Origin of the sequence: Pedobacter cryoconitis, from assembly GCF_014200595.1 — a bacterium.
Lineage (GTDB): Bacteria > Bacteroidota > Bacteroidia > Sphingobacteriales > Sphingobacteriaceae > Pedobacter > Pedobacter cryoconitis_C.
The window spans coordinates 212820-227730 of the sequence record NZ_JACHCG010000004.1 but is presented as its reverse complement, the minus strand read 5'-3'; the positions used below and the strand labels follow the sequence as shown (position 1 = coordinate 227730).

The 14911-nt window shown below is 37.5% G+C and carries 12 protein-coding genes and 1 pseudogene; 8 read left to right on the top strand and 5 right to left on the bottom strand.

Going from position 1 to position 14911, the window contains the following annotated elements; translation table 11 throughout:
* Window positions 1–455: 455 nt before the first annotated feature.
* From HDE70_RS20740 to HDE70_RS20715, 6 genes and pseudogenes are all read left to right on the top strand, one after another.
* Window positions 456–1220, top strand: a complete 765-nt coding sequence (locus HDE70_RS20740) for a hypothetical protein (RefSeq protein ID WP_183891732.1) — start codon at window positions 456–458, stop codon at window positions 1218–1220.
* The gene (locus HDE70_RS20735) at window positions 1217–2794 is read left to right on the top strand and encodes an RHS repeat domain-containing protein (RefSeq protein WP_183891731.1); all 1578 of its coding nucleotides are present in this window, start codon (window positions 1217–1219) and stop codon (window positions 2792–2794) included. The genes HDE70_RS20740 and HDE70_RS20735 overlap by 4 nt, the downstream gene beginning before the upstream one ends.
* On the top strand, window positions 2791–3237 hold the full coding sequence (locus HDE70_RS20730) for a hypothetical protein (protein WP_183891730.1): 447 nt from the start codon (window positions 2791–2793) through the stop codon (window positions 3235–3237). Before HDE70_RS20735 ends, HDE70_RS20730 begins: the two co-directional genes overlap by 4 nt.
* Before the next feature lie 51 nt (window positions 3238–3288).
* Window positions 3289–3627, top strand: a pseudogene (locus HDE70_RS27520) (RHS repeat domain-containing protein); the annotation flags it as partial.
* A gap of 152 nt (window positions 3628–3779) precedes the next feature.
* Window positions 3780–4070 (top strand): hypothetical protein, encoded by a 291-nt coding sequence (locus tag HDE70_RS20720; protein WP_183891729.1) that lies wholly within the window; start codon window positions 3780–3782, stop codon window positions 4068–4070.
* Window positions 4070–4399 carry a DUF6984 family protein gene (locus HDE70_RS20715; RefSeq protein ID WP_183891728.1) on the top strand — a complete coding sequence of 110 codons (330 nt, stop codon included), beginning with the start codon at window positions 4070–4072 and terminating at the stop codon, window positions 4397–4399. The genes HDE70_RS20720 and HDE70_RS20715 overlap by 1 nt, the downstream gene beginning before the upstream one ends.
* Window positions 4400–4434: 35 nt before the next feature.
* On the opposite strand, the gene HDE70_RS20710 is transcribed toward HDE70_RS20715, so the two are convergent.
* A complete protein-coding gene (locus HDE70_RS20710; RefSeq protein WP_183891727.1) occupies window positions 4435–4773 on the bottom strand; it encodes a helix-turn-helix domain-containing protein in 339 nt (112 codons plus the stop codon).
* Between the two features lie 92 nt (window positions 4774–4865).
* Here HDE70_RS20710 and HDE70_RS20705 point away from each other — a divergent pair, with 92 nt between their 5' ends.
* Both HDE70_RS20705 and HDE70_RS20700 read left to right on the top strand, forming a co-directional pair.
* On the top strand, window positions 4866–5417 hold the full coding sequence (locus tag HDE70_RS20705) for an ORF6N domain-containing protein (protein ID WP_183891726.1): 552 nt from the start codon (window positions 4866–4868) through the stop codon (window positions 5415–5417).
* A gap of 316 nt (window positions 5418–5733) precedes the next feature.
* Complete coding sequence (locus tag HDE70_RS20700; RefSeq protein WP_183891725.1) at window positions 5734–6234, top strand: hypothetical protein; 501 nt, start codon at window positions 5734–5736, stop codon at window positions 6232–6234.
* Between the two features lie 131 nt (window positions 6235–6365).
* On the opposite strand, the gene HDE70_RS20695 is transcribed toward HDE70_RS20700, so the two are convergent.
* The 4 genes from HDE70_RS20695 to HDE70_RS20680 form a co-directional block, all read right to left on the bottom strand.
* Window positions 6366–7784, bottom strand: a complete 1419-nt coding sequence (locus HDE70_RS20695; protein WP_183891724.1) for a glycoside hydrolase family 30 protein — start codon at window positions 7782–7784, stop codon at window positions 6366–6368.
* Window positions 7785–7786: 2 nt separating this feature from the next.
* Window positions 7787–10087 carry a glycoside hydrolase family 3 N-terminal domain-containing protein gene (locus tag HDE70_RS20690; RefSeq protein WP_183891723.1) on the bottom strand — a complete coding sequence of 767 codons (2301 nt, stop codon included), beginning with the start codon at window positions 10085–10087 and terminating at the stop codon, window positions 7787–7789.
* A gap of 70 nt (window positions 10088–10157) precedes the next feature.
* Window positions 10158–11633, bottom strand: coding sequence for a RagB/SusD family nutrient uptake outer membrane protein (locus tag HDE70_RS20685; RefSeq protein ID WP_183891722.1), 1476 nt, complete (start codon window positions 11631–11633; stop codon window positions 10158–10160).
* A 21-nt stretch (window positions 11634–11654) separates the two neighbouring features.
* A complete protein-coding gene (locus tag HDE70_RS20680; protein ID WP_183891721.1) occupies window positions 11655–14705 on the bottom strand; it encodes a SusC/RagA family TonB-linked outer membrane protein in 3051 nt (1016 codons plus the stop codon).
* Window positions 14706–14911: the final 206 nt, after the last annotated feature.

The window sequence follows — 14911 nt, the reverse complement described above, 5'->3', positions numbered from 1 at the left end:
TATATCGATTGTTTAAGACAAGATTCTAGCCAGAAAAAAAGCACATGATGAATTTTCTTTTGAATAATGATTTGTAATATTCTTTTTTAACATATTGATTATTAACGGATTCTGTTTATGTAATTATTTAATGTTATTTGTTAAATAAAAGTATGCTTATGGCTTATTTTATTTTTTAATAATGAATTATAGTTAACTGATATTGTATATTGCGACACATTATAGTTAAGCAATTATACGAAAAATGCATGCTCTCTCAGCCCCCATTAAAACATATAACTGTTTTACAGTTAATCTCTGAAGATTGACTATCTGATATTTAAATCAATTTTATTTAAAAATATTCTCAATCATAAATTTGGGGAATGACCAGCATTCTCTTTAAAAAAAAACAATCATTATGAAGAAAAAAATACTACTTTTTTTATATATCGCTGTATAAGCTAAATGCTCAAGTGTTACCGCAAACACCAAATGCAGCTGAACTTGGAAGATATGGACAAATCCCTACTGATCTTTTCAATGGGTTGCCTCAAATTGCAGTTCCTATACATACTATTAAGGTTAAGGATATAGAAGTACCTATACAATTGAGTTATTATGCAAGTGGACTTAAAGTGCAGCAACATCCTACATGGGTTAGTCTGGGATGGAATCTTTCTTGTGGTGGATCAATTACCAGAGTCATTCACGGATTCAAAGATGAGCGGAATAACACCGACGTTATACGCGAAGGTGGTCCTGGATTTAATGGTAATCCTGTATATGGATATTTCTATCGTGGGTATCTGTTAAATAGAACTGACTGGTTAAGTGAGGCGAGTTTTACTAATTTTTTTCCTGCAGGAGAGGGAACCCAGTCGAATTATGCCGATAGTGAACCCGATGAGTTCATAGTCAATGCGCCTGGAATTAATGCCAGTTTTTATATGTATCGTGATACTGATGGCCTTGTAAAGATAAAGGTCAAATCAAAAGATGGAAGAAGAATAAAAGTAGAAGTAGAAAATAAAGATCTTGTTGTAGATTTTTATGCTCCTACAGGACAAACCAATAATGGGACGAGAGAAAGTCTTCCCAAACCTTTTTATAAATTTACGATTACTACTGAAGATGGTAAAGTTTACACCTTTGGTGGAGATGTGGATGCTATCGAATTTAGTAGCTCTATCACTCTGGGCTACAGAATTATTATAATGAGGTTGGTCAGCTCAGAATGAAAGAACTAAGCAATGGCGAACAAAAGACTATTTATACTTATAATGAACGTGGATGGCTGAAAAGTAGTACTTCTGATCAATTCAGTCAACAATTACGTTATGAGGAGGGGACGAACCCGCAGTTCAATGGAAATATTTCAGATCAGCTATGGGGATCTGGAAAAACGCTGAATGACAAATTTGTATATGTTTACGATAAGTTGAATAGGTTAGAAAGCGGCATTGGTGGTGGAATGAGTGAAGTCATTACATATGATCTGATGGGTAACATTAAGAGTTTAAAACGTGATGATGTTACACGGTCTTATTCTTACAGTGGTAACCAGTTGAGCCAGATAACAGGGGGAAATGAAATAAGTGCTTATTCTTATGACGAAAATGGGAATGCTACTGTTGATGGAAAGAATGGACAGACAATCACGTATAATGATTTGAACCTTCCTGCTAAAATAACGGGTTTGAAACTTTTTTACTTATATGATGCTGCCGGAAATAAGTTAAAGAAGACTAGTAGTGATGTAGTTATAGATTATGTTGGAGGAATTCAATACAGGGATGGCAATATTGAATTTATAAATACAGAAGTTGGTGTTGCCAGAAAAATTGGCTCAAGCTATAGTTATGAATATAATTTGACAGATCATTTAGGAAATGTACGCTACAGCTTTCATAAAAATCCCGCTACAAATAAAATGGAAAGATTGCAGAGTGATGATTATTATCCGTTTGGATTACGCAAATCATCAGGATCTCCAGTATCTTTAGATAATAAGTATTTGTATAATGGTAAGGAATTGCAAGATGAGTTAGGTCAGTATGATTACGGGGCTCGTTTCTATGACCCGGTGATTGGGCGTTTCAGTACGATAGACCCACTTTCTGAAGATGGCAGAAGATATGCGCCTTATGTCTATGGGAATAATAACCCAATCCGATTCATTGATCCTGATGGAATGTTTTCTACAGACGTAACTGAAAATGATGATGGAACTTATAAGGTAGTTGGAGGAAATGTAAATGATGGAGACAAAAATATTTATGTAGTTGGTACCGATGGTAAACGTACTGGTGAAACGATAGGTGAGTCATTAACTATGGAGTCATTTTATTATAGTGAAACTAATGAATGGAAGGGGACTATTGATCCTACAGATGGAAGCGGATTAAAGTTTATTAATAATGACATTATTGGAAATAAAAGTTTAGGTATAATTAGTTATATGTGGAATGGGGTTGGTGGTGGAGATTATGATTTTAAAAGGCTTGGGCCAAATAGAGGAAAAGACGAGCAAAATAATTCAGACTATTTTTATCGCGGAATGCCTTTTGGCCATAAAAAGGACGGTGAGAAAGTTTATGCTTCAGCAAGAGATATAGGGAATTATGCGGCAGGATATATAGCCGGAAGAGAAGGGCTTAGCTGGGGTGAATCGCGGATGGGTTTTGACGCTCTTCAAAGTATTCAGGAACGTGGTTTTTCTAGTGAAAGTTCATCCACACAACTCTCACAGAAAGCTGGATGGAACAAGGGAATAGGTTATTTTAATTCTTTTATAAAGAGGTATAAAAAATGAAAAATATAAAATGGAAGTTTGTATTTCTTATAGTATTTCTATTAGGTGCTTTCTATTTCGTAGAAAAACGTAGTTTTTATTATAATAAGGATAAAACGGAATGTATTACTATCTGGAAAAGACTTGGAGGAAAATGCCTTGTTATCCCAGGTAAATATATTGGGTTATGGAAACCTAGTGGTGAATATCTTGAAACTACGAATAAAAATAGTTTAACATTCGTGTGGAAAAGAAAGATGACAGATCAACTTGTAATATGTAATAACTATGGTGCACCAGTAGACCTTAGCTTTAAATCTTATAAAGTGAAATATTATGATTATAAACAAAGAGAGGATTTCATTAATACATATTACATAAATCATAATATAAAGGTTGGTTATGAGTATCTTTCGATTGATATATTAGAAAATTATGTTGTTCTGAATGGAAGAAAAATGTAGCGCACTATAGCTGGAGAGACTTCTTACAATTGAAAGGAGTATGATTATGGCGCTCGTTTCTATGATCCAGTTATTGGAAGGTGGAGCACGATTGATCCGCTTGCGGAGAGCTATCAACATTGGTCACCTTATAATTATGCTACAAATAATCCTATTTCTATAATTGATCCTGATGGCAGGTCTACTGAATCAATTACAACAAGATATGTAGATCCAAACGGAAAAACACTTTTAATTCTAATGATGGACGTAATGATGTTTATCAGGTACCTTGGGATAGGGTTAAGGAATTTAGTGAAAATGCGAAAGCGTCAAGCACTCCTAATACAGGTCAGGCAGATTCAAGAGGATGGAATGATTATTGGAGAGGTCAATTTGAACAAACGATAAGCGAAAAAACTTTAAAGCAGGCAGGATTCAATTTCTTAAGTTCTGAAAATGTACAGGCAGCAGCAATTGAGTATTTATATGGCAGTAGGAGCTATGGCTCTTTTGTGCTTCAGGAGGTAAAAGCGCAATGGAGCGATCCAGTGAATGTAGCTATGGGACTTACAGCATTTGCTCATGGTATGGTCGGTATTGTCCAACCTAAACCGTCCTTTGGTAATACTCCAGAGCAAATGTGGCATGCAACTAGACATATCGAAGCAAAAGGACTAAATGTAGAAGCTGTAAAAGCGGCAATTGTAAAGGATATAAAGCCTGCTTCCACATATAGAACTGGAGTAAGGATTACAGGTACCGTTATAGTGAATAATGTAGAAGTAAGCTATAGCGGTGTGAAACTGCCTGGTGGGAAAATAAACATAGGTTCAATAAAACCTCCTAGATAATGATAGTAAGAAAGTTAAAAGATGAAGAGATTGCTTTAATAACCTGGATGATAAAGGATACTATCGAGGGGCAAGATATAATTAATAAGTTAAGTGATGTTAATGTTAAGGAAATGAATGATGGGGGAATGGGTAGTCTAAAAGTTATCGTTGAAGGAAAAGATGATAGGGCTTATTCAAGAGTTTTAGCTGAAGCTGACTTTTCTGATGTTGATCAGGTTCCAGTCTTTATATCTGTGATTTTAGATTCCAACGGAAAGTTATTTGAGTTAGAAGTATTTAAAGGTGACTTTTCTCCTTTAAAGAGGTTTCCTTTGGTGCCACAGTAAATAACAAAGCCCGGCTATAAGCCGGGCTTTGTTATTTACTGTCCGTAAGCTTTTCTGGCTTTAGCGTTCCTTAGAAAGGTATCTATGATGTTAAATAGAATGAGCCTGGTATCCTGGTCTAAGACCTGTATATCTTCTAATCGCTTAAGTGTGTCTTTGTCATAAGCAGCATGCTTTCCTTCTCCCAGCAGATAATCTACAGAAATATCAAACACCCTGGCCTGCTTTAAGGCCATCTCTACAGAGGGGCTGTTTTCATTGCGTTTATACTTTCCAATAATATCCCTTGAAGCTTCTACGGCTTTGGCCAGGTCTCCCTGTAACCATGCTTTTCGCTTCCTGAGTTCCATAATCTTGCTTCCAATGTCGAGCATATTCTGCTAAAGAGTGGATATGAGGCTTTAAATAAACACCATCCACTTAAATAAATAACCAAGTTGAATACATACCTGAATACCTTTGTAATATGAGTGAACATAAACCCATAACCATATCTGATGAGCTAATCATCAATAAAATCTATCTGATAAGAGGTCAGAAAATAATGATAGATCGTGATCTTGCTGAAATGTACGGGGTAGAAACCCGTGTATTGAATCAGGCTATCAAGCGGAATGAAAAACGCTTTCCCGCTGACTTCATGTTTCAGCTGAGCGCAGTAGAGTTGTCAGATTGGAAATCACAAAATGTGATATCCAATAAAGAGAAAATGGGCTTACGGAAGCTTCCTTATGCTTTCACTGAACAGGGGGTGGCGATGTTATCGAGTGTGCTTAACAGTGAAACGGCTATAGAGGTAAATATACAGATCATCAGGATATTCACCCGGGTCAGGCAATTGTTAACTGATCATACAGAACTACGCCTGGAGGTAGAAAAGATCAAGAAAAAGTTAGACAATCAGGACAAGAATATGGAAGTTGTATTCCAGTATCTGGATGAATTACTGGAAAAGAAAGATGATCCCAATACTGATAGAACCATTATTGGTTATCAAATTGGATCAGGCCAGCCGTAGTGCGCACGCCTCCAGTCCATCAAAATCCAGCCAGCTCGCAAAGGGCTCGCTTGTCTCTGTCTTTTGCTGTCCTTTCGCTGGCTCTGTTGCCGGAGAAGAACCGGCCCAAAGCTAAATAACATAATACACATTATAAACGCAGCAGAGTAATCCATGACTTTGGTTCAGTCCCAGTGCTGGTCCGGATCACAAAACACAGATAATGACTAATCATTCTACTTTTAGATTTAATATTGATGGAAATATATATGGTAGTAGTAAGCAATATCCACCATCAGCTCCTTTTCAATTTTGGAAATACAAAAAATAACTTGATATGAAAGATTTAGATATTGATATGCGAAATCCTTATGAAATTTCGATCAAAGATTTCACTAATGATTTAGATATAAGTGAAATGAAATGGGATTTCTTAATTAATCACTTATTAGAAACTACGGCGGGTGTATATTTTTATGGTTTACGTCTGAACTATTTTGATAATGATTTAGAGGCGAATATTGATTTTTTATTAGAAGAAAGTCTTTTTAATGTGAATAATAAATTTAATAGAATTCTATTTAGAATTAAGCCAGCAAGCTTGATAATAAATAGGAGAGTGTTGAAAAAAATATGGGAACTCTATGAATCGCCATCTATTATTTTTCTTAAAAACATGGAAAATCAGGAGCCTCTTGCTACATCACTACTTGAAGATGTTTATTATCCCCTATTGTTAGAAAAAGTTCCTGGTATATATATCTTATATCAAGAATTTGCACCTGATGTTTTGTGGGGAATTAGTAATGAAGCTTTTGCTGAACTGCCTATTTTTTAATCAAATAATAGAAATTAAACTCTAATAGATAACTCTTATAAAACAAGAAAACCCGGTATTTACCGGGTTTTCTTGTTTTATAAGAGTTATCGAAACTTTACTTAAAGTGCAATTATCGTAATAACTTTACATTACCAAACGTAAGTCGCCACAGCACCTGCCGGCAATGAAGTTTCTACTGTTTTTCCTTTATATTGAATGTTAAAGGTTTTTTCAGCAGTGTTTCCATTGACAACGATCAAGGCAGTTTTTCCATCAGGAGTCCTGAATGCTACATTCTCTAAATTGTCAGTAATGTTAGAACCGATTCTGTAAGACCCTGGTCTTACAAATTTCGACGCATGTCCAATAATGTAATAAGCCACGTTTCTTGTGACTTCAGGAGCTACTGTAATCGCTCCTAAGCAATTTTTACAGCCGCCTACAGTATGTGGGCCATATAAAGGATCAGCGGCTAAATTCCACTCTAAAACAGTTCTGCTCCAATTACGGGTTGCTCCGACAATTAAGGTAGAGACATGCCATTTTAGTTCCTCATCAAATTTACCTGGTCCGCCAACCCATTGTTCTGTGAAATACAGGTTTTTGTCCGGATGTGCTTCATGCACTTTAGACAACGCATTGATCTGGCCCCCGTATAAGTGGAAAGCCGATCCATCAACATATTGTTTTGCCTGTGGATCATCCAGAATAGTGATTGGATAATCAGGACGATCTGCATTATGGTCATAAATGATAATCTTTGTTTTAACACCAGCAGCTTTAAATACCGGGCCTAAAGCAGATTTAATGAAGATAGCCTGATCTTTTGCTTCCATATACATACTTGGAACATTCCCAGGATGTAAAGGCTCATTTTGAATCGTAATCGCATCAATCGTAATTCCCTGAGCTTTCATCGCATGGATATATTTCACCAGGTATTTAGCATAAGATTCATAATATTCCGGTTTCAGGCTTCCACCTTTAAAACTATGGTTAGTTTTCATCCAGGTAGGAGCAGTCCATGGAGAACCTAAGATCTTAATGTCAGGGTTAATTGCCAGAATCTTTTTCAGGATAGGCACTAAATCTGTCATTTCTTTAGCTATAGAAAACTTATCCTGATTCATATCAGTTTGTCCGGCAGGTAATTCATTGTAAGTAAAATTATCTGCACTCAGATCAGAGGCGCCGATACTGATTCTCAGGTAACTTACACCGATACTGTTTTTCTTTGTAGAGAACAGTTCCTGCAATAAGGCATCTTTAGTCTTTTCATCCAATGCATTGATTAAGCCAGCACTACCACCAGTTAAAGTGTAGCCGAAACCATCAATAGTTTGAAATTTCTGAGTTTCATCAACATTAATTACTGGATTAGCAGCTTGAGCTGTCCCAAATTTTAAAGTTTTTGGCTGTTCTTGTAATAAGGCTGATTGATCGCCTTTAGTGAGCCAGTATTTAATTTCACCGTTAGCAGCAGCAGACCGGTTAGGATCTGTTGCTGTTCTTTTTGCTGAACACGCCGATAGCGCAATCGCAAAAGCAAATAAGATATTTTTCTTCATAATTACTGATTGTAAGTGAAATTGATTTTCTGATCTCCGATTTGTACTGTAAAGTCCCCGTCTTCAGTTACTTTCTGACCTTCTGGATTAATGAAACCTAAATCATCCGCAGTAATCCTGAAAGTTACTGTCTTAGTTTCACCAGCTTTTAAATCTACTTTATCAAAACCTCTTAAACGTTTTACATCCGGGCTAACTAAGGTAGCAACAAGGTCTGAAGTGAATAACAATACACTTTCTTTACCTGCAACTTTACCTGTATTGGTAACATCCACAGAGATTGTTAAAGTTTCTCCTTTTTTCAAAGCAGCAGTACTTAATTTGATCGGGCTGTATTTGAAAGTTGTATAACTCAAACCAAATCCGAAAACGTACTGAGGGTTGTAATCTGCATCATAGTTGTAAACACCTTCTGTAGTTGAGCGTGATTCAGATGGTTTATGGTAATAAGTAAACAAAGCATTTGGATACTGTGGGTAAGTATAAGGCAATTTACCTGATGGGTTTACTGTACCCAAAAGGATGTCAGCAATAGCATCACCACCAAAATTACCTGGTAAATAACTCTGTACTACAGCACTCATTTTGTTCTCAAACTTAGAAATCACTCTTGGGCGTCCTTCGTTCAGAACTAAAATGATCTTTTTACCTGTGGCTGCAAGTTTTTGTGCAAGCTCAGTCTGAAGATCTGAAAGATAAAGATCGCTTAAGTTACCCGGTGTTTCGGTATAAGAGTTTTCTCCTAAACATAATACAACTACATCCACATCTTTAGCTGCGGCGATAGCTGCATCTAACTGGTCTGCATATTCTTCAAAGTATTTGCCATCCATTTTATAGCTCACACCCGGTACATAAGTCACGTTTTGCTTGCCGGCTTTATTTTCTAAAGCTTTCAGGATAGTATTGTATTTAGCAGCGAATTCTTCTACTTTTTCTCCCTGCCATGAATAAGTCCATGCGCCATTCAAAGTTCTCATTGAATTTGCGTTAGGACCTGTAACCAGAATCTTTACTCCTTTGTTCAATGGTAAAGCCTGATCTGCATTTTTTAATAACGTAATAGATTCGGCTGCTGCCTGGTAAGAAGCCAGTTCAAATTCTTTGCTGCCAAATTTAGGATAGTCTTTAGGATTGGTTGTTGGCTTGTTGAAAAGATCTAAATCAAATTTTACCTGTAAGATTCTTCTTACTGCATCATCGATACGGCTTTCTTTAACTTTACCTTCTTTAACTAAAGCAATCAGGTCATCACAGAATGGCTCATAGTTATAAGCAACCATTGACATATCAATACCTGCATTAATAGCAATTCTTACCGCATCTTTATTGTCTTTAGCCACATGATCTCTTTTGTAAAGGTTCTCAATATCGCCCCAGTCTGTTACTGCTAAACCTTTAAAGCCTAATTCTTCTTTTAACAACTTAGTGATCAGGTTATAGTTTGCATGCACCGGAACACCATTGATAATTCCGGAGTTGATCATAATAGTTTTAGCACCTGCATGAATAGCTGCTCTGAAAGACGGTAAGTGATATTCTCTTAAAGCCTGATCAGAAATATAGGCAGGAGTTCTGTCTTTACCTGAAATTGGTACTTGATAACCTAAAAAGTGTTTAATTGAAGAAGCTACACGGTATGGATTGGAAACATCATTATTGTCTCCTTCCAGACCTTTTACAGCCTGAACACCCATTTCACTTACTAAATAAGGATCTTCTCCGAAACTTTCCCATTGACGAGGGAAGCGTGGATCAGCACCTAAATCCAATAAAGGAGAGAATGCCCATGGAATAGAGCTTGCACGGGTTTCATAAGCTGTGATTTCAGCACCTCTGCGAACCAGGCTCCTGTTGAAAGTCGCTGCTTGTCCGATCTGCTGCGGGAACATCGTTGCACCTGCGGTATAAGTTTCACCATGAATAGCATCAATACCATAGATGACAGGAATACCATTCTTGGTTCCTTTCATCGCAGTTTGCTGAATTTTGCTGATAATTTCATACCAAACCTTAGGTGTTCTTGCCCTGTTATTTGATGTATTTAATACTGACCCCAGTTTATACTGGATCAGTGCTTTTTCCATTGCTTTTTGATCCAGAGAGAAGGGCTCATCACTGGTATAGCGATCTTTACCGGTTCCGATAACGTCTAACGTTATCTGTGCCATCTGACCTACCTTTTCTTCCAGAGTCATTTTCTGAAGCAGGCTTTCTACTTTCGCATTATTCTTTGTTTGTGCACCGGCTATTCCGTAAGAGAGCATTAACAAAAGAACAGAGAGGGGTTTTTTTAAATACATCTTAATTGTTTATTTGGGCTTAAAAATTGAAGGCAGCCTGAGCTGCCTTCGGGATCAATAATAAATTTCGTTAGTAACCAGGGTTCTGCGTCAGGTTCCCGTCTAATTGTATTTCATTAAATGGAACAGGGAATAATAATTTGGTCTGACTTACATTGTAATTCAATGGTTTTCCATCAGGGCCAACTTGTTTATTCATCAGGTCAATTGTGTATTGTTTACCGAATCTTAAAAGGTCATTCCAGCGATTACCTTCAAATGCTAATTCCATTCTTCTTTCATTTAAAATGGCAAGAGCAACATCGTCTTTTGAAGTTACTGTGATAGGCGCGAGTGAAACTCTGGCTCTGATCTGGTTAACTAAAGGAATTGCTGCCCCTGTTTGACCTAACTGGTTCAATGCTTCAGCTTTTAACAGGATGATATCTGCTAAACGCAGCAGTATCGTGTTATCTGTACCACCACCGTATTGTGAAATATTGGTTTTCCACTTATACAGGAAAGGAATTGTACCATAAGCAGCGGTATATGGTGTCGGGATAGGATCTCCGGCAGCCAGGCCATCTGCGCCAACAGTTGCCAGATAAACCGATGAATTCAAACGGATATTATCGTTTTGAGATTTATACAAGTTAACCAGGTCATTTGTTGGAAGATTGAACTTATTGAAAGAGTAAGTACCAAATTTCGCAGGCAAGAATAAGGAAACATTGTAACTGGTAAAACCACTTGCAGAAGAGTGCTGAATCTCAAATATAGATTCAGACGTGTTCTTGGTACCATCAAACAGAGTAGCAAAATTAGGGACCAGTGCATATTTTCCTGAGTTGATCACTTTATTGCTATAGTCCAGACTTTGCTGATATTTTCCTTCTTGTGCATATACTTTAGCTAATAAAGCTTGTGCTGAACCCTTAGTGGCATGACCAACTGAAGCTGCGGTAAGTGGCAGGGCAGTTTCTGCGTCTATCAGGTCTTTCTCGATTTGTGCATAAACTTCTGTTGCTGCGTTTCTGCTTGGTTTAGCCGGGAAATCAACAGTTGATAAAATTATTGGTACATCACTGTAGGTCGTTACCAATTGGAAGTAATCCAGTGCTCTTACAAATTTAGCTTCACCCAGGATCTCTTGTTGTCTGTTATCTTTAAATTGTTCTGCTGCAATTTTAGGGACATAATCCAGTACGATATTCGCTGCATAGATATCCTGATATAAATTCTGCCAGTTACGGGTCGCATTTCCGTTTTGCGGAGTAAGCTGAAAGTTATCAATTGCAAAGTTGTCCGGGTTATCACCACCTGCGTAACAGTTATCTGCACGGGCATCACCATTGGTAATATAATCCCAAACCCAGTATTGGTTTGTTAAAAAGGCTTGCTGATAAACACCAACCAGGCCACCTTCGGCATCACTGGCAGTTTTGTAATAGGTTCCAGCGGTTCCTTGTGAGATTGGTTGTTTGTCTAAAAAGCTTTTTTTACAAGAGGAGAGCAGGCCAATTGAGCCGCACATCGCAATGGTTAATATTTTATGATAGTTGTTCATTTCTTAAAATTTAGGATAGGATTAAAAAGATAGATTCAGACCTGCTGTGTATGTTTTTGTTTGCGGGTAAGTACCGTAATCTATACCCACAGCAGTAGAGCTTGGTGCACCAAGTTTACCATCTTGCTGAGAGCTTGAACTGAAGGTGTTGACCTCAGGGTAATAACCTTTGTATTTTGTGATTGTCCATAGGTTCTGAGCTGTAGCATATACAGTAAGCTGTATACCTTGCTTATCAAACAAGCTGTTTTTAATCCTGTAGCTTAACGTGATTGATTTCAAACGTACAAATGAACCATTCTCAACAAAGCGTGATGATGGAAGTGTGTTGGTTGTACCCGCAGCATTTATACCACCAAAAAATGCACCTGGGATATCAGTAATATCACCTGGTTTTCTCCAGCGATCTAATACTGCTGCACTTGCATTAGCTGTGGAAGACATAGATTCAGTTTCTACTCTTGTCGCATTGTAAACTTTGTTTCCGGTAACTGCATCAATCAAGATATCAAGGCTTAAGCTTTTATAGTTAAAACTGTTGGTAAAGCCATATACGCCTTTCGGCAAACCACTACCAAGATAAGTCTGATCGGCAGCTTCTGGTTTTGCAGTAATCGTTCCATCTGCTTTTCTATACAATGCATTTCCATTGGCTGGATCAACACCTGTGTATTGGTAACCGTAAAATGCGCCTAATGGCAGACCATTTTTAACAATTGATAAGTTGGTGTTGTTTCCATTACCACCAAATCCTATACCGCCGAATGGGAAGGTCTGGTCTACGTTATTACCTTTGCTATCCAGGATCTGCGGCATACCGTTTACAGAATTTTTATTGAAGGATGCATTTAAGTTAGCAGTCCATGAAAAATCTGTTTTTGCAATTATTCTGCCTGTTATTGAAAATTCAATCCCTTTGTTCGAGATATTACCTGGTAAGTTGTAATAACCAGTATTTGCATTACCCGAAATTGCAGTTGGGAAAGTTACCGGGAAAATGAAGTTAGTTGTTTTTTTATCGTAGTAATCAGCACTGAACGCTATTCTGTCATTCAATACAGATAGATCAAAACCAATATTTAATCCTTTAGTACTTTCCCATTTCAGATCTGGATTACCGAATGGATTAGCTGGTCTGTAACCTGAAGCACTGTTTCCTCCAAATAAGTAGGCTGAAGGATCCAGTGAACTGTAGCTATTGTACAGTGTTTGAGGTAAATTACCTACTTCACCATAACCTGCTCTTAGTTTAAGGTCTTTGATGACTGTATTTTCTTTCAAAAAGTCTTCGTTAGAAATACGCCATGCTCCCGATACTGCCGGGAAATATCCCCATTGGTTATTAATACCTGCTCTGGATGATCCGTCAGCTCTTAATGAGGCAGTTAACAGGTACTTATCGTTATAACCGTAATTGATACGGCCAAAGTAAGAATTACTTGTCCAGTCTGTTTTAAAAGTAGAAATCTGTTTATTCGCACTTGCAGCATTTAATGTCTTTATTCCTGCTGGAAAACCAGTACCGTATAAATAGCTGTTTGTATATTTTTCTTCTATAGCAGATGTTCCAACTACAGCAGTAATGTTATGTTTTCCGTTGATTACTGTAGAGTAGGTTAAAGTATTATCCCAGGTATAACGGAAGGTTTCATTGGCTGTATTGGATCCTATACCATTAACCTGGCTTGCTCCCTGATTAGTTAGCGGGTTAGTGAAGGTATCGTTGTTATAGTTATTTAATGAAATACCAAATTGTGAACGGTATTTAATGTTAAATGGCAAAGTGATTTCAGCATGTGCATTTCCCAGTAAATTGTTTTTTACATAATGGTTCTCATTACTGTAAATATCATCCAATGGGTTAGATACGTTATCTGTGTTAGCCTGGTATTTACCACTTGCATTGAAAATTGGAAGGATAGGTGGGGCATAAAGTGCACCGAGTATTGTTCCGCCGCGGTTAGCAGACTGGTTATCATTCACGGTACGTCCGTCAGTTCTGTTGTAAGCAATGTTAGTTCCTACAGATAACCACGGTTTCAGCTTTTGCTCTAAACTCAGGTTAGTAGAATAACGTTTAAAGTTAGTACCATATACAATCCCGTCTTGTTGCAAGCGGCCTAATCCTAAATAGAAGGTACCTTTGTCAGTACCGCCGGATACACCTACATTAATTCCACTTTGGTTTGCAGAACGGTAGGTCAGATCCTGCCAGTTGTTATCGGCAGTGAAATTAGCTGGAAATGCTGGTACATTCTGTCCTTTATTGGTATATTCATCAGCAATCAGGTCTTTGTACTGGTCAGCATTCAGCATATCTAATTTTTTAATGATTTGCTGTTTACCTGCATACATGTTTACTTCGACCTTAGTCTGCCCGCTTGTTCCTTTTTTAGTTGTGATCAATACCACACCATTGGTAGCGCCTAATGAACCATAGATTCCGGCAGCAGAAGCGTCTTTTAGTACGCTGATTGATTCAATGTTGTTAGGATCTATACTTTCAGTGTTTCTTACCACAACTCCATCTACAACGTAAATAGGTTCAGAACCGTTTGGTGAGGATGCTCCACGTATTCTTACACTGAAATTACCACCACCTGGTGCGCCTGATGCGTTGAATACCTGTACTCCGGGAGCTTTTCCCGCAAGAACTTCAGAGGTATTGATGATTGGGCGTGCGCTTACATCTTTAACACTGATGGTAGAGATCGCAGAAGTGATATCTTTCTTTTTCTGTGAACCATAACCTACCACGACTACTTCATTCAGTTCCTGATTTGCATCTGTTAAAGTGGTATTAATATTTGTTCTGTTGTTAATGGCTTGCGAAATCGTTTTATAGCCTATAAATGAAAAAGTAAGTGTGCCGTTTCCTGGAGCAGATAAAGTGTAGATACCATCTTTGTTGGTCATCACTCCATTGCTGGTGCCATCGACTTTAACCGAGACTCCCGGTAAAGGCAGGCCCTGATTATCTTTGACTTCACCTTTTATATTGATGTTCTGTGCTATGGCTACAGAGATCCCGCATAAAAGGCAAATGATTAAAAGAGTAAAATTTTTAGTCATGATTTGCTTATTTAGGTTTGTATTTGATTGTTAAAGTTAAGGGCTAATATCTGTTAAAAACAAGATATTAAACAAATATTTTTTACATAAATCACTGATATATAGATGTTTATGTCGATGTTGATACGCTTCAGTACCGTAGGTTAAATATTGGTTTATAGCTGATTTACAGCACATAAAGAAAGAGATCCCGTTCATAGCTTTGT